The sequence below is a fragment of the Terrimonas sp. genome, assembly GCF_003075435.1.
Taxonomy (GTDB): Bacteria; Bacteroidota; Bacteroidia; order Chitinophagales; family Chitinophagaceae; genus Agriterribacter.
In genome coordinates this window covers 172,145-191,666 of the sequence record NZ_QCZJ01000006.1, presented here as the reverse complement: position 1 = coordinate 191,666, position 19,522 = coordinate 172,145, and the positions used below count along the sequence as shown (strand labels likewise).

General features: G+C 36.6%; 15 protein-coding genes and 1 tRNA gene. 2 read left to right on the top strand and 14 right to left on the bottom strand.

All coding sequences use genetic code 11. The annotated features are described in order from the left end of the window. Positions 1 to 2: 2 nt before the first annotated feature. The 14 genes from DC498_RS09095 to DC498_RS09030 form a co-directional block, all read right to left on the bottom strand. A complete protein-coding gene (locus DC498_RS09095) occupies positions 3 to 1,244 on the bottom strand; it encodes a glycosyltransferase family 4 protein (RefSeq protein WP_133176804.1) in 1,242 nt (413 codons plus the stop codon). A gap of 34 nt (positions 1,245 to 1,278) precedes the next feature. Continuing rightward, on the bottom strand, positions 1,279 to 2,196 hold the full coding sequence (locus tag DC498_RS09090; protein ID WP_116873831.1) for a polysaccharide pyruvyl transferase family protein: 918 nt from the start codon (positions 2,194 to 2,196) through the stop codon (positions 1,279 to 1,281). Between the two features lie 36 nt (positions 2,197 to 2,232). Continuing rightward, positions 2,233 to 3,201 (bottom strand): hypothetical protein, encoded by a 969-nt coding sequence (locus DC498_RS09085; protein ID WP_116873830.1) that lies wholly within the window; start codon positions 3,199 to 3,201, stop codon positions 2,233 to 2,235. Further along, a complete protein-coding gene (locus DC498_RS09080; RefSeq protein ID WP_165813802.1) occupies positions 3,198 to 4,199 on the bottom strand; it encodes an acyltransferase family protein in 1,002 nt (333 codons plus the stop codon). Before DC498_RS09080 ends, DC498_RS09085 begins: the two co-directional genes overlap by 4 nt. 24 nt (positions 4,200 to 4,223) lie before the next feature. Further along, complete coding sequence (locus DC498_RS09075) at positions 4,224 to 5,201, bottom strand: hypothetical protein (protein ID WP_116873828.1); 978 nt, start codon at positions 5,199 to 5,201, stop codon at positions 4,224 to 4,226. Between the two features lie 8 nt (positions 5,202 to 5,209). Further along, the gene (locus tag DC498_RS09070) at positions 5,210 to 6,181 is read right to left on the bottom strand and encodes a glycosyltransferase family 2 protein (protein WP_116873827.1); all 972 of its coding nucleotides are present in this window, start codon (positions 6,179 to 6,181) and stop codon (positions 5,210 to 5,212) included. 29 nt (positions 6,182 to 6,210) lie between these two features. Continuing rightward, positions 6,211 to 7,299 (bottom strand): polysaccharide pyruvyl transferase family protein, encoded by a 1,089-nt coding sequence (locus DC498_RS09065; RefSeq protein ID WP_116873826.1) that lies wholly within the window; start codon positions 7,297 to 7,299, stop codon positions 6,211 to 6,213. After that, positions 7,300 to 8,532: a hypothetical protein gene (locus tag DC498_RS09060; RefSeq protein WP_206197566.1), complete on the bottom strand. Its 1,233-nt coding sequence runs from the start codon at positions 8,530 to 8,532 to the stop codon at positions 7,300 to 7,302. Positions 8,533 to 9,000: 468 nt separating this feature from the next. Further along, a complete protein-coding gene (gmd, locus tag DC498_RS09055) occupies positions 9,001 to 10,113 on the bottom strand; it encodes a GDP-mannose 4,6-dehydratase (protein WP_116873824.1) in 1,113 nt (370 codons plus the stop codon). 59 nt (positions 10,114 to 10,172) lie between these two features. Beyond that, positions 10,173 to 11,111: a GDP-L-fucose synthase gene (fcl, locus tag DC498_RS09050; RefSeq protein WP_116873823.1), complete on the bottom strand. Its 939-nt coding sequence runs from the start codon at positions 11,109 to 11,111 to the stop codon at positions 10,173 to 10,175. A 98-nt stretch (positions 11,112 to 11,209) separates the two neighbouring features. After that, on the bottom strand, positions 11,210 to 11,770 hold the full coding sequence (locus DC498_RS09045; protein WP_116873822.1) for a UpxY family transcription antiterminator: 561 nt from the start codon (positions 11,768 to 11,770) through the stop codon (positions 11,210 to 11,212). Between the two features lie 168 nt (positions 11,771 to 11,938). After that, a complete protein-coding gene (locus DC498_RS09040) occupies positions 11,939 to 14,275 on the bottom strand; it encodes a GumC family protein (protein WP_116873821.1) in 2,337 nt (778 codons plus the stop codon). 21 nt (positions 14,276 to 14,296) lie between these two features. Beyond that, the gene (locus DC498_RS09035) at positions 14,297 to 15,109 is read right to left on the bottom strand and encodes a polysaccharide biosynthesis/export family protein (protein WP_116873820.1); all 813 of its coding nucleotides are present in this window, start codon (positions 15,107 to 15,109) and stop codon (positions 14,297 to 14,299) included. A gap of 328 nt (positions 15,110 to 15,437) precedes the next feature. Further along, a complete protein-coding gene (locus DC498_RS09030) occupies positions 15,438 to 17,681 on the bottom strand; it encodes a RelA/SpoT family protein (protein WP_116873819.1) in 2,244 nt (747 codons plus the stop codon). 75 nt (positions 17,682 to 17,756) lie between these two features. Here DC498_RS09030 and DC498_RS09025 point away from each other — a divergent pair. Both DC498_RS09025 and tig read left to right on the top strand, forming a co-directional pair. Next, positions 17,757 to 17,838: transfer RNA gene (locus DC498_RS09025), tRNA-Leu, on the top strand. A gap of 90 nt (positions 17,839 to 17,928) precedes the next feature. Then, complete coding sequence (tig, locus tag DC498_RS09020; protein ID WP_116873818.1) at positions 17,929 to 19,311, top strand: trigger factor; 1,383 nt, start codon at positions 17,929 to 17,931, stop codon at positions 19,309 to 19,311. The last annotated feature ends 211 nt before the right edge of the window (positions 19,312 to 19,522 follow it).

Genomic DNA, 19,522 nt, shown 5'->3' with positions numbered 1-19,522 from the left:
TTTTATTTTCCAATTATTTCATTATATATGCGAAGTTGGTTATTTACTATATCATCAGGGTCATTTCTTTTTATTCCTGTAGCCCGTGCCGCAACAGAAAGCTTTTCGCACAGTGTTTTGTCGGTTAAAATTTTTTCTACCTGCCATGCGCAACTCATAAAATCACCTGTCGGAAAATATAAGGCAGATTTGTTGTGATCAGCCAGCTCCGGCATTGCGCCGGAATAGGATACAACAGATGGCACTCCTACAATCATTGCTTCTGCCAATGCAAGACAATATGTTTCTACTACCGAAGGTATTACTACTACCGACGCCTGTTGAAACTGCTGCACTATCTGGGCAGCATTTAGCGGGCCCAGCCATTCCACAGACTCATAAACTCCAAGCTTCTTTGCGAGCCTTATAAGCCAGAGCGTGTACCCATCCTGTATTTTTTTTTGCTGGATAATGGTTCCTGCTATTTTAAGCTTTACCGAAGGGAATTTCTGCTTTATTACAGCCAAAGCCCTGAATAAAACATGAAGCCCTTTATACGATGTGGAACCGGAACTTGAGGTAAAGATCACAGGATTTTTTGTTTCTGTATGCTGCCATGGACTGGCATTGTAAAATTCTTTTCTTAAAATTATTCCTGTATGAAAAAGCCGGCAACCTGGGTTTTCAGAAAGAATATGTGCTTCTACCCACGCTGATTGCACAGAAATAAAGGAGGTGTTATGTATCACAAATTTTTCATGAATGCCTCTTCTTTCAAATTCTTTTTTCCGGAAATACAAATGTCTTACAGGTAATAACAATTCTTTTAATCCTGTTGTTTGTAATAATTCCTTTGTTGTTAACCCGCCAAAAAAAACTTTTGCATATGCATATAAAATGCCCTGCATATCCAGCAAAACAGGAGCGTTAAAGACTTTTTTGGCGCCCAGCATTCCCCAGAGGCTTTCTGTTCCCCAGATATGAATGAGGTCAGGATTAACATCCTCTTCAATTTTCTTAAAAAAGTTGATTGTCTCCGACGCAGGCAATCCTTTATTATTAATTTTCTGGCGTGGAATTACCCATTGCCCCACATCGCCCCAGTCTTGTTTTGTAAATTCTTTTACTCCACCCTGTGTAACATTATATAGTTTTACCTGCCCCGTTTTCAACAAAGCTTCCATCATGGCAAACAGCCATGTGCCGGTTGACGACATCCCGGTATTGCTTAAGTGGCAATTACTTAACCATAATATTTTCTTCATGTTCACTTAGATATTAAACCAACTTACTAACATATTACCGCCGCTGCACCTGAAACTTTTCCAAAACCGGGAACGGAGCTACGCTTATTAATTGTTCCTGAATTTTTCTTATATCGACCTTTGCATGATTAATATCATTATTAGCCAGGATCAGATCTTCTATTTCATGCAAATTGATAGTCTTTTCTAACTCAAATGTAAAAGGCTTATACTCCGGAATGCCTACTGATGAAAAATAATCAAGGAATTTTACATTATTACCCGGAATAGGCTTGCTATTATAAGAAAACCAAAGTGATCTTACATTATATGCATGTGAAACAATAACGCCATGAAGGGAAGTGGAAATCGTATAATCACACGATACTATTTCATCTATCACTTTTTCTAAATCGTGATCATCAAGTTTTATAATATTTATTTCGGGCGATGAAATTTTACTCCCGATTATTTCATAATGCGTAATATGAGGAATAATGCCAAGTTTATATTTCTTTTTTACGTCAGGGTTATATATCAATGGCATTATTAATGCCGGGTCGCCAATAACCTCTGGCGCTGTATAGCCTAATTCTTTTATTCTTGCCTGTGTATATTTTCCCCTCACAGCAAGAAAACTAGAATTTTGTATGTTATCCTGCTGGTTAATAATTCCGGATCCCCATACAATACACCTTGATGAGCCATACCACTGCAGAATACTTCCTATTGAGATCAAGTAATCCTTCGCAAAAAAACACCTAAGAAAATCACCTGCATATTTTTTGCTTAACCTGCCATTAAATACGCCATGCAAAAATTGTTTGATAATATTCATTCTGCTATTAGCAAAGTGAAAATATCTAACCTCTTTTCCGGATAATTTATTAATGATATATGGGCCTAAATCATCGCCAAAATTAAATTTCCCATCATCTTCACTTTTTGCCCATTTTAGGTTTATGTATCTCATCTTATTTTAATACCGAATGTTTATACCTTTTAAAAATCACCAATAGCAATTATCTTCCACTTTTTCAGAGTTTTGTGGCTTTTCTTTTTCATTTGCCCGCGTCCAGTGCTCATTAAATAAGCCTGGATAATTGAGCTTTGCACCTGATGCATATTCCGGCTTTTCCCAGCGTTTGCCTTTTATCCCAAACAATAACTGCAAGCTTCCACCTATATGAAACCCTTTTTTACCCATACGCTTGACATGTGCAGCCAATGGTAATCCATATGCGCCTGCGCCTATCAAACATATATCATAATCCTGCTTATCTATTTCTCCTTTCATATAATCCAGCGCTTCAAACCAGTCTGAAAAGCCGGTTCTATTGCCAGCAATGCTCTGTACTGCTTTTATAGTTTTAAGCTCAAAAGAAGGCAATAAATCATCTTTAAAAATTAATGTTCTCTTTTTAAACTGAGCTTGAATTGTTTCTGCAAAAGGATGAACAACCAACACTTTCTTATCTTTTAAAGCCCTCGTCCATGGAAGCTTCGACCAAAATGGATCCAGATAAATAAACCGGATTTTTTCTGCATTCTGTAATTCCTGTTCAAGTAGCCGTTCTTCCGGAAGCCAGGAGCCTAAAACATCAACGCAGGTAATGTCATTCAGCATCAGCTCACAAAATTTTTCAATCTTTTCTTTTGTCGGTGGGAAAAAACCACTCCAGTTCTGCATTTGTTCAATTCTTCCTTCCTCCCACCACCAGGGTTGCGCGGTTCCTTTAATATAACCTAAAAGGTTTTTTTTATTATGTACTCCCAAATAATTAGATATGCAAATCATTTCGGTACTTCCAAGTCTCGCTATCATTGCAGGAGTATCACTTGTAAGTGTATTGAAAATTATTTCTGCACACATATCCGGGTTCTGTTCGCAATCAGGCTTAGGCAGTATTCTCTTTCCAAAAATTTTTTCATACGCCTTTCGGGAGCCTTTTAATGTATAAAATGAGAATGTATTCATAATCGTTTGCCGTAAAATAATAAATTCAGAATTGCTGACTTTTCAAATATCTTATGCACAAATATGCAGATATAAGCAATCAGGACCGAAAGGGTTAAAACCAAAACAAAAAGAATATACTGATTCAATCCAGTGCTCCATGAGAAAAAACTTATCCGGTTGGTCAAATAGAATTGCATGACATAGATAGATAATGATTCCCTGCCCATCTGTTGCATTTGAGCATCTGCCCATTCAGGTAAATTTGACTTTTGCGTAATACCCAGTAAAACAGTAAAGGCTGCTATTGAGAGTACAACTTTCAACACATCATCAAACAAATTTCCGGCAAACTTCCAATGAGCAGAAAAGACCAAAAACACAAACAGAGAAAGCGCATATACATAATTATTCAGTAAAAAATTTTCCAGGAATTGATACCTCGAAAGAAAACTGCCGAAAAAGAAAAATAAAATATATAAAAGCAAAGACTGAAAAAATATTGTATCAATCCAAAAATAACCGGCGATTGGGAGCAACAGAATAACGAAAAAAGTTAAGAGATCTATATAAATATTCCCTTTTCTGCTCAGGTAATAGTTTAATAAACAAAAAATAGCAAAAAGCACATGAATCTCAAAAAGTACTTTCAAAAACCACAAATCCGGGTTGAGGATTGTATTAAAGATATCCGATACACCAATTATCTGAAAATCGGATGCAAAAAAATATTTCCTCGCTATCAATGACCATGCAAAAAGAGGAAGCAAAAGCGTGTATGCTTTCCGCCAAATTGATTTAAAAAAGGACGACAACCCGGTAATTCTGTCCCGTCCAAACGTAGCAACATACCCGCTTAGTATAAAAAACAATGGCATATGGAAAGAGTAAATTATTCCAAACAATTTATTGTTTGTACCTCCATCTATTTTGTTGAACTGTAAGATGTGTCCTACTATCACCAACAAGATAGCTATGCCCTTCATTCGGTCGATAAAATCAAGTCTGTCTTTTGCCATAGTCATTACAACATTTAAACTCGTTTATATGCTTAAAATATTTCCATCGTCATCTGTTAAAATCCACTCTTCGCTTTGCGGGTATCCATGCCAAAAATTTTCCGGGCATATTTTCAATCCCCTGTTCAGTAAAGCAGCTTTATATGAAAATGAACTTTTACTTGTAATCAGTGCATCTGCATGCACCATATGATTAAAGGAGTCTATTGCATTCATTTCCAAACAGAACCGGATATTAGAGAACTGGTTGAAATCTGAAAAGTCTTTGACAGTACCCTGCGAAAACAAATAAACCGAAATAGGTTTAGAGGTTTTGATATTTTGAATTGTGTTTTCCAGGACTTTTACGAAATAATCATTCCCCTGAAAACGCAATGATTTATTAGGAATTCTGTTAATGCTTTCTGTAACAATATCTCCCCGTCTTACATGAATAGCTATATTATAATCTCCAGGCTTAAAGCTTAGTTTATCATGCTGCCTCGCGGTTGCTGAATAAAATTTATTTTGTATTTCTTTTATAACACCAAACTGCGCTTTATAAAATTGATCCTGTTCGGCAACAAATACTACTTTTTTATTACTGTAAGATTGTATAATTTTTTTAATGCCGCCTACTTCCTTCTCATTAAACTCATGAAACAAAGGAAGTCGTACGCTTTGATACCCACTTTGAAACAAGGTAGCGGCATCTGTTTCATTTTCTCCAAATCCCAAAAAAGCCTCCCATTTATCAGAAGAAAACGGAAGATGGGCAAATTTTAAACCGAACTGACGCGCAAACCAATAACCTGCAATCCAGTTTGCCAATTGATGCCCGATGCCTGCTCCAATATTTGGCTTTGCTGAAAAATAAAAATATTGGTTATCTGAAGTACTGTCACCTTTAAAAAACAATGAATGCCAGTATGAACGATAAATGTAAGGATATAAAAATGTATATCTCATTATTCTTACAAGACGATGCCGCAATTTCCCTTTTATTTTATCTATAGTATTCATACATTACCCTAAGAAACCCTGGGATAGCCTCTGATGATCCATCTTAATTTAGTAATCAATATATATCCTTTCATTAAGGTATTTAACTTCCGTATCCTCATAGCCTTTTTTTCTATCACACTAAAAAGTTGATCATACCCAGTATGTAAATTTGTTATAAACTTGTTTAATGAATCATAATCCTTATTTTTTATTTGAATACTCCAGATATGCCTGATTTCATATTTCATAAAAATTTTAAACGACTTATTTTCTTTTCCTGTATTTAACCACTCCTCCATTACTTTATTATGAAAAAAAATCGAATCATTCAGCTTAACACTTTTGCTTAAGGAGCTGGTTGCCTGACCTTCTACAGCTCCATTATAAAAAGCGAGAGGAAACCCGTTGTATACAACTTTTGTATGCAGGGCTGTTCTAAATAAAAACACAAAATCTTCATTCGACTTTTGCCCTGCAATAAAACTTCCCCAGGTTTTAAAATTTAGCAAAACCAGGCTCTTTTTTACAACAGTTGCACTAATATGTGCAAATACATGAGGGTTATGAAAGAAGTCAATAAATCCAACATACTCAACATATCTCTTAGGCACCTGGTTGTTGATAATTTTAGTTTGAAAATTTTTAGAACACCTGCCGTTAATAATCATACCGGCTTCTGAAAATTGCTCTATTGCATCTTTTGTACTCTCCAAATATTTCTTATCCCATTCATCATCCGCATCCAAAAAAGCTATCCATTCGTTTTTAGATTCTGTAATCCCCCGGTTCCTGGCTGCACTTACACCTTGATTTTGCTGATTAATAATACGAACCCGCCTGTCTTTTGTAAATTTTTGTATCAATTCTACACCATTATCTGAAGAGCCGTCATCAATAATAACGACCTCAAATTCTGTATAAGTTTGATTTAATACCGCTTGTAATGTACATACAATAGTATGCGCTTTATTATATAATGGTATAACAACTGAAAACATTTAAATGCCGTTTTTGAAAACTTTTGCCGTCAGCTAATATTAGCTTGAAAAAATTTAATTGATTTCTCTTTCTCCAGACCAATAATATTATTTACGTGTTCCCAATCAATAGGCCTGCTCCATATATCAGGATTGTAATCCTTTTCGTCTAATATCAACCGATCAATTAACCCAAGCTTATTAAGCAGTGATTGGTACCTGGTAACACCCGTCTTTTTATTTCCCCAAATCAAAAACGGTTTATTAAAAATTATTGAAAATGCACAACCGTGAAAAGAATCTGTAAATATATATTCCGCATCTTTAAATCCTCTTAACCATTCACCTACAGGTGGAAATACCTGGTTAACTTCTGTTCGGCCTACATTAAAGGGAATACAATTAAGATCCTGAACAATTTTATTCCGAACAGAGCCTGCACTTTCCGATTTGCTGATCATATATATTAACAAATTGCCGTTATGGCGCTTTGCTTTCTCTTTATCAATAATATCTTCATAGAACTTACGGCTCATTAATAAAGTTGGATCAATTACTGCAATAGCATCTGTATCTAAATGTTTTTTACATAACTCTACACCACTTTCCTCTCTTACGGAAACAGCCTTAAACCTTTTCAACAAATTTTTATATTCCTGCGTTTCCTGAATAGTATAATCCCAGGTATCAACTCCAAATGATGCGGCATAAGATAATTTTATTGTATTATCCGGAACAAAGTCAAGAAAAAAATTAGACTTGCGATCATCGTTATATAATTTTCTCCAAACCTGGTCACTGCCTACCACAACAGCATCCAATCCATACTGTGCTGCAATTTTTTTCATCTGATTCGGGTTGTCAATGATATTGGTAACCGGATTAAAAAATTTATCTACAAATGCATCCAGGTGAAGGCTAACTCTCTCCCTATCATTGTAACTGGAGGGTTTATTTCCCAATAATTTTTGTACGGCTTGCCTCACTTTAAATAAAATAGATGGTCTGTTTGCCACCCTTTGTATCAAAAAAGCATTATACCCATTATCCTTCAAAAAAGTTTGTAATGCTAAGCCCTGTAAAATACCTCCGTAATTATTATTCCTTGGCAGGATAGTTATTATACCAATCTTTTTCATTCAGTTCCTTTTTAATAATTTCTTATTAATAATATTCCGAAATAAATAACGCTCTTCCGGGTTCAACCCTATAAAATAAATTGAAAAAAACAATAAGATAGTGCTGGATAATGCAACAATTATAAAGCGGGCTAAACTGTCTTCAATAAAAAGATGAATAAAAAAAGTGAAACCAAAAACCAAAATAAAAACGAGCATACATCTCACCAAAACTGAGAAAATAAAAGTTTTGTAACTAAGCCCGCAGTATTTATTTACAAAGTACAAATTTACCATTTCTCTTAATATTTGAACAATGGCAACTATTAAATACATCCAATAAGGAGCAGCGTTCATTTTAAAAAATAAATATATTAATGGAATCGGGGAAATAATAATAATAGATTTTATCATACTTGCTTTTGCAATTTTGCCCTGAGCTGCCAATGTAGTGCTTAATAAAAAAAACAGCTGTAATAATAAACTTAATAATAATTGACATTGACAAAAAACAACAGCATAATCCGGTACGTTTTTTAACCAGAATTTTAATACAGCAGGCATTTCAATTATAAAAGGGATAGCCAATAATGCCAGTAAAAAAAAAGAAAGTTTGCTTCCGATAATGGATACTCTAAGTAAGCCTTCCCTATTACCAGCCCCTTCGCTTTTGTAAATAACAGGATTTATAGCTTTGATCAAATTCGCGGAAAATACACTTAGTTGTCCATTAATCTGATTCGCTACACCCATTGCGGCGTTTACTATTGAGCCGAAAAACATATTTACGATTAAGCCTTGTCCATAGTTTGCCACAATACCACTGCTGGACGTTAAAAATCCCCATCCGGCAAAACTTGTCATCTCTTTCATTAATCCTTTATCCCAATATTTACGGGGGGACAGTACACACTCTTCATATTTTCTATGGCAATACACCCGCATAATGGTCATTATAATTAACGGAATACATGCCATCAATATACCGTACAATATCAATTTATCACCTCCAAAATAAACTATAGCTAAGGCTGCCGACAACTTTAACATTGACTCTATAATACCTACAATAGCATAATAAAACATATTTTCACGGGCATTGATCACTGCGTCATATGGCACAGTCATTACCGTGAAAATAGTACTGAGAATCAGGCTGCTATAAACCACTTTAGCAGCATACATACGACTACTCTCAATATTCAGAATACCGTTAAAAAAAAAATAACCTATTACCAATAATACCAAACCCAATACACAGCCTATTAAAAAATGCAATACAATGCTGATGTTGAATATTTTTTTTTGTTTTTCTTTATTTCCTTCGCCCTCTGAATAGCTCATAAAACGCTGCGTGGCAGAAGCCATTGAAGCATTTAAAAAACCCAACATGGCAATGGCACCTCCTACTATATTAAAAATACCAAAATCGGAGGCGCCCAGGGCATTTAATACCAACCGTGTAGTATATAGCGAGATGAACATGGTGATTCCCATTTTCGCATACAGGAATCCGGTATTTTTAATCACTCTTTTAGCCGTACTCATAGTTAGATTTAGATCAGAATGCTTATATCCAGCCCAGTATTTTTACAGCTGCAGGAGTTCTTAAAATAGTACGTTATAAAATACATTAAATTTATTTTATACCTAATTGTAGAGAGAGTATACAAGTATGGAAAAATTTAAACAATAAATATTACCAACCCTGTATAGAAAGATTTAGCCAACCAAATGCTCCCATTGCGAATTGAAATGATGCTTGACTAATTCTACATCGGAAGTAATCATATCTTTAACCAGACCTTTCAAATCGTACTTAGGTTCCCATCCCAATTTGGTTTTGGATTTGGTAGGGTCTCCTATTAATAAGTCTACTTCAGTTGGACGATAATATTTAGGGTCTATTCGCAAAATAATTTTACCAATCTCAATTTGGTATTCCGGGTTATGGCATGCTATCACCCGTGCTATTTCATTTTCTCCTTCACCCTCAAATAATAGCTCTATACCTAATTCCTCAAAACACATTTTTACAAAATCCCGTATACGGGTTGTTATGCCGGTTGCTATAACATAATCTTCCGGCTCGTTTTGTTGCAATATCCTCCACATGGCTTCCACGTAATCCTTGGCATGGCCCCAGTCTCTCTGTGAGTTGAGGTTGCCCAGATACAAACATTCCTGCCTTCCTAATGCAATGGCAGCAGTGGCCATTGTTATCTTTCTTGTAACAAAAGTCTCTCCTCTTCTTGGAGATTCATGATTAAACAAAATTCCGTTGCATGCAAACATTCCATAAGCCTCGCGGTAATTTTTTGTGATCCAGAAGCCATAAATTTTTGCTACTCCGTAAGGTGAGCGCGGGTAAAAAGGTGAGTTTTCATCATAAAACCCTTTCGCATTCTTATTCTCTTCCATGCCTCCATAAAGCTCGGAAGTTGATGCCTGGTATATTCGGGTCTTATCATTTAGCCCGAGTATTCTTACTGCTTCCAATATTCTTAATGTGCCGATACCGTCTACGTTAGCCACATATTCAGGAGAATCAAATGAAACTTTTACATGAGACATAGCTCCCAGGTTGTATATTTCATCTGGTTGTATTTCTTGTATAATCCTGATCAGGTTAGTAGAATCAGTCAAATCTCCATAATGTAATTTAAAGTTAACATGTGCTTCATGCTGATCAACATACAAATGATCAATTCGTTGGGTATTAAATGAAGATGATCTTCTCTTTATACCGTGTACATTATATCCTTTTTCCAATAACAATTCAGCCAAATAGGATCCGTCCTGCCCGGTAATGCCTGTAATCAAAGCTGTTTTCATAATTTTTTTTTACTGCCACGAATGGCTTTTACTAAAAGATTTTATAGTGAGGTTATATTTTACTGCCGAATCAATTCTTTTTTTAAAAAGTCCTCGTATGCCAGCTCAATCCCTCTGTTTAAAGAAGTTACATGCTTCCATCCCAGGGAGCTTAACTTATTAACATCCATCAATTTTCTTGGAGTTCCATCGGGTTTGGATGAATCAAATACAAACCCCCCGTTATAACCCACAACAGCTTTCACCATATGTGCCAGTTCTTTAATACTTACATCTTCACCTACACCAACGTTAATAAGTGCTTTTTCATTATATGTCTGCATCAAAAAAACACAGGCATCAGCCAGGTCTTCAGAATAGAGAAACTCCCTGCGCGGAGTTCCGGTGCCCCATATAGTAACTTCCGGGATATTATTCTCCTTAGCCTCATGAATTCTGCGGATAAGTGCCGGTAAAACATGTGAATTTTGCGGATGATAATTATCGCCAATACCATAAAGATTGGTAGGCATTACACTAATAAAATTACAGCCATATTGATCGCGATATGCTTCGCAAAGCTTTATACCTGCAATTTTAGCTATGGCATATGGTTCATTTGTATATTCAAGCGTGCCTGTTAATAAATATTCTTCCTTTAAGGGTTGCGGCGCCATTTTAGGATAAATACAGCTACTGCCTAAAAACATTAACTTGCTTACATTATGCTTATATGCAGCATGAATAATATTCGCCTCTATCATTAGATTCTCATAAATAAAATCTGCTCTGAATGTATTGTTTGCAACGATACCACCCACTTTAGCGGCAGCTAAAAATACATAGGCAGGTCTTTCTTCTTCAAAAAAACTATCTACCTGTTGCTGATTGCGTAAATCAAGCGATGAGGAATTATGGTAAATGAGATTGGAAAATCCATCTTTTTCTAACTTTCGTTTGATAGCTCCACCCACCATTCCCCGATGGCCTGCTATATAAATTTTGTCATTTAATTGCATCACTAATTATTCTATTATTTATGAAAGGTACTCTCGTGAGGTGAGGGAAGCGAATCACAACTTCTTTCACCTCAAAGAAATTAAACCGCTCACTCCATCTATGACCTGAATACTGTTTTTGAATAATCTGCAAACCTGCCATTGCTGATTGAAGACGAAGTAATCTCAATATGAAATTTACTTATTTGGGCCACCAAAGCATACCCTATAGAAGGCAATTCTATTTTTACAGAATTATTATTTACCTGTACAATTCTTCCTTCCCGGTGAATAAGGGGGCCTTGTGTAATCTTAACAGCGTCATTAACATTAACTACCGTTTTCTCCAGATGCACATTTTCATATTTCCCGAGAAATGATTCTATTGCTTCAATTTCCTCATTCCTTACAATAGCCGGTTTACCAAGCCAGTGAACAAAATTCACCACTCCGGAAATTGACTTTATATAACTCAATGATTGAGGATTGGTTTTAACAAATACATATGAACTAAATAAAGGCTCAAGAACAATCTTTTTCCGATCATGCCATTGCTTTTGAACTTTATTAAGGGGGCAATATTGTTCAAATCCTTTTTTTGTTAACGATTCCGCAACCTTTTTTTCCCATCTTGGCTTGGTATATAAAACATACCAAAGTGTTTTTAATTCATTGTTCATCAGATGTCCAGATTTACAAGTTTAATCGAATATTTATCTTTTCAAGGCAGAGCTTCGCTATTCCCAATAACACCGATTACCTGGATTTGTAAGCTTTCATTGGATCTGAATAATGATATTTTACCTGTTTAGCCAACCCATTATTAAACAATAACAGATCTTACAGCTTTATTTAAGTTTCAGCTTCTTCCTTTTAGGTTCTTTATCTTCTGTATACCCATAACCGTACCCGTAACCATACCCGTAATTTCCGTATGCCCTGTTTTTAACGCCATTAAACACAATTGCCATATTCTTAAGTTCACGAATCCTGTTTTGTTCGTCAAGCTTTTGTATATATATACGTGGGGTATAGCCATGACGTATAACAAAAAGTGTGGCATCACACATAGGTGACATAATAAAAGCATCTGTTACAGGATTAACAGGAGCTGTATCTACTATTATATAATCAAAATGTAATTCCAGGTATGCAAGCAATTCCTGCATTCTGCCATTCAGGATCAATTCAGAAGGATTGGGAGGTATTGGCCCCGATGGAATTACAAATAAGTTATTTGTATCTGTCTTTTTTATTATCTCTTCGGCCTCTGCATCTCCTATAAAATAATTTGAAATTCCCCGCGTTCTGCTTACACTAAAAGCATCACTTAATTTTGGCTTCCTGAGGTCCAACTCAATTATCACAACTTTTTTTCCAATTAACGCCAGGCTTACTCCAAGATTAGCAGTAATAAAACTTTTGCCTTCTCCCGAAATAGAGGAAGTAATCATAATTTTTTTCTTACGATTATTAATTCCTAAATATCCAAGTGAAGTACGTAACTGCCTGAATTGCTCTGCAATAAAACTTCTTTTTCCCTCCGCAATAACCAATGCTTTTTCTGATTGATCGTGAGCTACCTCGCCTAAAATCGGCACTTTTGTATATTTTTCAATTTCGGAACGGAACATTATATTTCTGTTAAGGATCTCTCTTATCTCAACAAACGCTATGCCCAGGGCCAGCGCAACAGCTATAGCCATTCCAAATACATAAAGTACTTTCGGACTTACAGGGGAATAACTTGTTTCAGCAACATCAATTACCCTGCTATCAGCAACAGTAGAAAAGTATGACAACGCTGTTTCCTCTTTCTTTTGTAAGAGAAAAGTATATATACTGTTTTTTATAGATTGCTGCCTGCTGATATCAAGTAATTCACGTTCCTTGGCCGGAAGCGTACGTAAAAGAGAGCCATATTGATTGTTCGTATTCACTACATCATTTCTCCCCGCTTCAAGACTGCGAACCTGGCTGTTTATACTTTCGAGTATTTTTGGCTTGATATTGTTTATCTGATCTATAACTGAAATAAGCAACGGATTGTTCTCAGCAGTGGTTTTTTTCATTTTTTCGAGCTGGGTTTCCAACTGGTACAATTGGTCCAGCAAACTTGAAAGGGTTGGGTCTGTAATTCCTAATGTAGAAGGGACTATTGCACTTTTCCGGTCTTTGTTCCTAATATATTTATCAACCTCTTTTAATACCGCCAATTGCATACTTAATTCTCCAACCTTCTGATCATTCACACTTACATTTGTTAAAAACTGCCTGCCTTGTTCACCTATATCTACAAGGCGGTTTTTTGTTTTGAACCGTGTAAGGCTATGTTCTACAGAATCTAATTCATTGAATACATTTTTCAACCTTTCTTCAATGAATGCCAGGGTATTTGATGCAAGCTGATTTTTATCATAAACAGAAGCCCTGTTATATTCTGCAATAACTCCGTCAATAATATTCTCCGCTCTTTTTGGCTCATCATCTCTGTACTTAATGTTTATAACTGTAGATTGTTTACTGCTGGCCGAAACCTGCAACCTGTTTATCAGTTGGGAAGCTGCGGAACGGAGACTGATTAATGAAAAATAAAATGGCTTTTTCGCATCTCCCTGCCTGAAAACCGGGTTGGGTATAAACCTCAGTGTTCCATAGCGGGTTTCTATCCATTCAAATAGAGCATACCCTTTTTTATTAAACGTTATGGTGTCTGTTTCATCATTATAAGAGAATGGTACATGGGAAACAGCAATTAAAGAATCAGGGTTTTTTACTTCAACCCAAACAGGACATACTACATATCCTGAATTATTACGCACTCTCCCCTCCTGTATAATAGGAGCATACAAATAAAGCTTTTTAACTACCTCTTTTGCTATTGACCTGGATTTGATTACTTCAATTTCATTTTCAATTATCTTTTTTGAACCAAAAAGATTTAAAGACTCCATCAGGTTGGAATCATCTAAGCCCTTTTTCTGATCTTTAATTAATAGAGTTGCTTTTGACTCGTAAATGGGTGTGGCATACCTCAAATATACCCATGCAGAAGCCCATGCAATTGCAACTAATATTACAAAAAGCGGCCACCATGGCAAATATTTGCTTAGGATATCCTGAAGAATGTTACCATCCTTTTCAGTACTATATTTATCCGGGCTCAAATCTATCTGTTGCTGCATATTTGTTTTTAAAAAACTGTATTATCTTAAAATTAAACCTACAACTATGGCCACCACCGATATGCTGCTTAATACCATTGGCCACAACTGCATTGATCTTTCAGCACTGCCAAGCCTTGCCGCATTAGGTTCAACATATACCACATCATTTGATTTCAGATAATAATACTGTGAATTCAAAAGATCCATTGAATTCAAATTAATCCGTCTGATAATTTTCTGATCATTTTCTTCCCTTATCAGTAATATATTTTCCCTCCTGGCAAATGGAGTAAGGTCGCCGGCCATTCCCAAAGCTTCAAGTAAAGAAAGCTTTTCACTCGGCACACTTACAACTGTTGGATTTTTTACCTCTCCCATTACGGTTACCCTAAAGTTGATGATACGTATACTGATTACAGGGTCTACTAATAGTTTTTTATTGATCAGTTCTTCCCTTATACGGTCTTTCAATTGATTTTTTGTCAATCCTGACACTTTAATATTACCTAAAATCGGGAACTGTATATTTCCTTCAGGATTAACAAGATACCCACTGGTTTGTGACCCTATCGTTCCGCCGCCGCTAGACCCGGAAGCAGTTCCCAATAAATTTGGCGCATTAAAAATTAGATCTGCCTCAGGATTAGGGCTGCTTACTGTAATAGTTAAAATATCATTCTGATATATAACAGGTTCCGGTACTTTAGCATATGCCGACCGGATAGTGGTATCATTAATACCGTAAAAATATGCAGCGTTCTTTGTATTTACACATGCAGTTGAAAATGCAATAAACAGTAACAGTATATAAAAACGGAGTTGTAGAAACAAATCCTTTAAAATTTTATCCATACTTAAATATTACCATGTTTTGTTTTGATAAACCCAATCGTGTAGTTCAATCAACCTCTTCTTGAAAAATCATCAATTACACTGGTCGAAAACAATCTAAAATTGTACAAAGTCTGGCAAGAAATACTGGAATTAAACCGGATTTTTATAGGAATCGACTAAATATGTTTTCCTCTCATCCAAGGTAGTTGGGAAAGGCAAAGATATACTTTTCAGTGGGAAAAAGAGAAATTTTCAAACAATAATTAGCATACATTAAATTTTATTCAATAGTGTTAGAATATGCATTATAAATTTTTACAAAGCGAAATTTTTAACTTAAGTGCAATTACACTAATTCCATATCATAACGCTCAACAGCTTCAATGCCCGGCAGTTTTTTAAGGCGATTCACTAACTCGTCTAATTCTTCTTTATCATGCACAAAAAGCTTCACATTTCCTTCAAAAAGTCCTTCCCTGGCTTCAACCGTAAGCGCAGCTATATTCACTTTCATTTCGCCGGAAATAAGATTAGTTATTTTATGGATAACACCCACATCATCAAGCCCTAATATTTTTAAACCGGTTAAAAATGATATCTCTTTGTTTTTAGCCCATTTTGTTTTTACTACCCTGTGCCCGAAATTCGACATCAGCCTGGCTGCATTGGGACAGTTAGTGCGGTGGATGATCAGCCCTTTTCCGGTGCTTACAAAGCCAAATACATCATCGCCAGGAATTGGTTTACAGCAGTTTGCAAGCGTATACACAATTTTATCGCTGCTTTCTCCAAAAATGATAAGCTCATTATCCTTTTTTTGCCCTGGTTTGGAATGATCGGCTTCTGTATGCTTCGTCTCCGGCTCCGGCTTAGCCTGTTTAATCAAAACAAGCTTGTCTCCCAAAACCTGGAACTCCTCTTTCAACTCCTTAAGGTCAATATTTTTAATAGCAATCTGATAGTATAGATCAAGCGGAGACAGCTGTTTATAAAATGCTGTTACTTCATCAATATTAGCCTGGCTTACCGCCGCTCCTATACCCTCCAGTTTTTTCTGCAATACATATTTGCCATCATCTGCTATTTTACGCTTTTCCTCTTTGAGGGCATCCTTTATTTTGGTTTTGGCTTTGGTGGTTACCACAAAACCCAACCAGTCTTCATTAGGCTTTTGCTTGTTACTGGTAATAATTTCAATTTGGTCGCCACTGCGGAGCTTGTGGCCCAGTGGTACTAATTTATGATTCACTTTAGCCCCTATACATTTAGAACCCACGGCGCTATGTACTGAAAAGGCAAAATCCAGGGCTGTGGCTCCAACCGGCAGCATCTTTACATCCCCTTTTGGAGTATAAACATATATTTCTTCAGCAAGAAAAGATGTTTTAAAATCCTGTAAAAAGTCAATGGAGTTTACATCATGCGTCAACGCCTCACGTATTTGCATAAACCACTTGTCAAACCTGCTCTCATCAGAACTTCCTTCCTTATACTTCCAGTGTGCTGCTAATCCCTTTTCTGCAATTTCATTCATTCTTTTCGTACGTATCTGCACTTCAACCCATCTACCCTGCGAACCCATAACCGTTGTATGCAACGCTTCATAACCATTTGATTTTGGATTACTCAGCCAGTCTCTTAATCGCTCAGGTAATGGTATATACATATCCGTTATCATCGAATAAGCTTTCCAGCAATCCTGCTTTTCACTTTCAGGAGGAGAATCAAGTATTACCCTGATGGCAAACAAATCATATACTTCTTCAAAAGCCACTCCCTTCTTCTTCATTTTATTCCAGATAGAGTGGATTGATTTTGGCCGGCCATACACTTCTACATTCAATCCCGATTTTTCTAACCCTTCCTTAATTGGCCGTATGAAGTCATTAATATAACGTGTTCTTTCACGCCTCGTTTCCGCCAGTTTCCGGGCTATTTCCCTGTATGTATCCGGCTCCAGGTATTTCATGGAAAGGTCTTCCATTTCCGTTTTAATGGAGTACAATCCCATTCTATGTGCCAGCGGGGCATATACATAAACCGTTTCGCTGGAAATTTTCAGCTGTTTTTCACGCTTCATGCTATCCAGCGTGCGCATATTATGCAACCGGTCTGCCAGTTTAATCAATATAACCCGGGGATCATCTGTGAGTGTAAGGAGTATTTTTTTGAAATTTTCAGCCTGCTGGGTAGTATTGGTATCAACTACATTGGATATCTTGGTCAGTCCATCAATGATCCTGGCAATTTCGGCACCAAAAGCCCTTTCGACATCCTCCAGGGTAAGATCTGTATCTTCCACAGTATCATGTAGTAAGGCACAAATAGTGGAGCGAACACCCAGCCCTATTTCTTCAACACAAATCCTTGCTACAGCTATAGGGTGCAGGATGTATGGTTCACCGCTTTTACGGCGCATGGTTTTATGAGCATCGGCTGCCATTTCAAATGCCATGCGCACCAATTCTTTATCTCCCTGTTTAAGCTTGGGCTTTAATAGCTTTAATAAAGCCCTGTACTGCCGTACGATTTCCTTTTTTTCTTCTTCTTCGCTTAGGTTATATACCGGCGTTTTAACATCAGCTGCCATATAAATCCAAATTTAAGTAAAATCTATTACCTTTGCCGTCCCCAAAAAATCAGCAGCTGATTTCAGGGGATATTTGCGGGTGTGGCGAAATTGGCAGACGTACCAGACTTAGGATCTGGCGCCGCGAGGCATGGGGGTTCGAGTCCCTCCACCCGCACACTACATAGGCTAAGCAGCGAGGGAAACCTGTTAGCGGTTCACCGGAATTTAGCCTTACTTCAAACAATAACACAGGTAAAATAAATTTATGGCTACGGTTACAAGAGAAAATATCGGTTTACTAAACGATAAAATAACAGTTACAGTAAACAAAGACGACTATTTTCCTCCTTTCGAAAGGGCGCTTAAACAATATGCAAAATCAGCTAATATACCCGGCTTCCGCAAAGGAATGGTGCCTGCGGGTATTATTAAGAAAATGCACGGTCCGGCAGTATATACTGAAGAAGTGCTGAAAAGCATTGAAAAGAACCTGGTAGATTATCTGCAGCAGGAAAAGCTAGATATATTTGCCCAGCCCCTTCCTTCCGGCGAAAATGATGCCCGTAACCTGGATATGAATAATCCTACAGATTACTCCTTTAATTTTGAAGTAGGATTAAAACCATCTTTTGAACTCGCTGATCTTTCAAAAGCAAATCTTACACGATACAGTATTGAGGTAGATGATAAAATGATAGATGACGAAGTGGAGCGTTTAAAGCTGAGACATGGTAAAATGACAGATCCTGAGACTATTACTACTGATGAAAATGTACTGAATGTAAAGTTTGAGGAGTCGGATGCTGACGGAAATGTAATTGAAGGCGGAATAAGCAAAGACAACTCGCTTTTGCTTAAATATTTCAGCGCTGATTTTAAACAAAACCTGCTGGGCAAAAAGCAAAATGATACCGTTGTATTACAGCTAAAATCTGCTTTTGACGATAAAGAAAGAGAATGGCTCATCAGCGATCTGGGGTTGAATAAAGAAGACGAAACTGCTCTCGACAAATACTTTAAACTCACTATTATTAAAGTAGGGCTGGTAGAAAAACGCGAATTGAATGAGGAGTTCTTTAAAGAAGTTTATCCCAACAAGGAAAATATTACTACCGAAGCTGATTTTCGTAATGAAATTAAAAATGAAATAAGCAAGGGTTTTGAGGCGCAAACACGCAATCACCTTCATCACCAGATCTACCATGCGTTAATTGATAACACCAGTGTTGAGTTTCCAGAAGGTTTCCTTAAAAAATGGATGGAGAATGGCGGAGAGCAGGCAAAAACCCCTGAGCAGATCGAAGAAGAATTCCCTTCATTCAAAGATCAGCTGAAATGGACGCTGATCTCTGACAAAATTGTAATAGACAATAATATAGAGGTAGCGCCTGACGAAATCCGGGATAGTGTGGCCAATGAAGTATTAAACTATTTTGGCGCCTCCGGCATGCAGGGAGATATGTCGTGGATCGGCACTTATGTTGATAGCCTTTTAAAAGATAAACAACAGGTTGAAAACACCTACCGGAAAATACTTTCCCAAAAGGTATTTGAAACAACTGAAAGCAAGACTACTCCTGCAGAAAAAATAGTATCTCTTGACGAATTCAGAAAGATGCAGGAGGAACATCAGCATCACCACCATTAGAAACAGGACGGTTCAATTATAATAACGGCAAAGTGCATTGTTGGCGATTAAATCATTGAAACATGATAAATCCCTGATCATCAACATGGCATTTTGTCGTTTTTTTTGTCTTGCATGATATTTGGGTATAGAAATGCCATAAATTGCCGTTTCTAACATAATGAAATGAAGCATAAGAAAATGTTCATCTTGTTAATTTATAATTGAAGAT

What these genes read in the sequence shown, in the direction of transcription:
- DC498_RS09090 (WP_116873831.1), bottom strand. Translation starts at nt 2,196, where the DNA reads ATGAGATACATAAACCTAAAATGGGCAAAAAGTGAAGATGATGGGAAA.
- gmd (WP_116873824.1), bottom strand. Translation starts at nt 10,113, where the DNA reads ATGAAAACAGCTTTGATTACAGGCATTACCGGGCAGGACGGATCCTAT.
- fcl (WP_116873823.1), bottom strand. Translation starts at nt 11,111, where the DNA reads ATGCAATTAAATGACAAAATTTATATAGCAGGCCATCGGGGAATGGTG.
- DC498_RS09040 (WP_116873821.1), bottom strand. Translation starts at nt 14,275, where the DNA reads ATGCAGCAACAGATAGATTTGAGCCCGGATAAATATAGTACTGAAAAG.
- DC498_RS09030 (WP_116873819.1), bottom strand. Translation starts at nt 17,681, where the DNA reads ATGGCAGCTGATGTTAAAACGCCGGTATATAACCTAAGCGAAGAAGAA.
- DC498_RS09035 (WP_116873820.1), bottom strand. Translation starts at nt 15,109, where the DNA reads ATGGATAAAATTTTAAAGGATTTGTTTCTACAACTCCGTTTTTATATA.
- DC498_RS09085 (WP_116873830.1), bottom strand. Translation starts at nt 3,201, where the DNA reads ATGAATACATTCTCATTTTATACATTAAAAGGCTCCCGAAAGGCGTAT.
- DC498_RS09045 (WP_116873822.1), bottom strand. Translation starts at nt 11,770, where the DNA reads ATGAACAATGAATTAAAAACACTTTGGTATGTTTTATATACCAAGCCA.
- DC498_RS09065 (WP_116873826.1), bottom strand. Translation starts at nt 7,299, where the DNA reads ATGAAAAAGATTGGTATAATAACTATCCTGCCAAGGAATAATAATTAC.
- DC498_RS09070 (WP_116873827.1), bottom strand. Translation starts at nt 6,181, where the DNA reads ATGTTTTCAGTTGTTATACCATTATATAATAAAGCGCATACTATTGTA.
- DC498_RS09075 (WP_116873828.1), bottom strand. Translation starts at nt 5,201, where the DNA reads ATGAATACTATAGATAAAATAAAAGGGAAATTGCGGCATCGTCTTGTA.
- DC498_RS09095 (WP_133176804.1), bottom strand. Translation starts at nt 1,244, where the DNA reads ATGAAGAAAATATTATGGTTAAGTAATTGCCACTTAAGCAATACCGGG.
- DC498_RS09080 (WP_165813802.1), bottom strand. Translation starts at nt 4,199, where the DNA reads ATGGCAAAAGACAGACTTGATTTTATCGACCGAATGAAGGGCATAGCT.
- tig (WP_116873818.1), top strand. Translation starts at nt 17,929, where the DNA reads ATGGCTACGGTTACAAGAGAAAATATCGGTTTACTAAACGATAAAATA.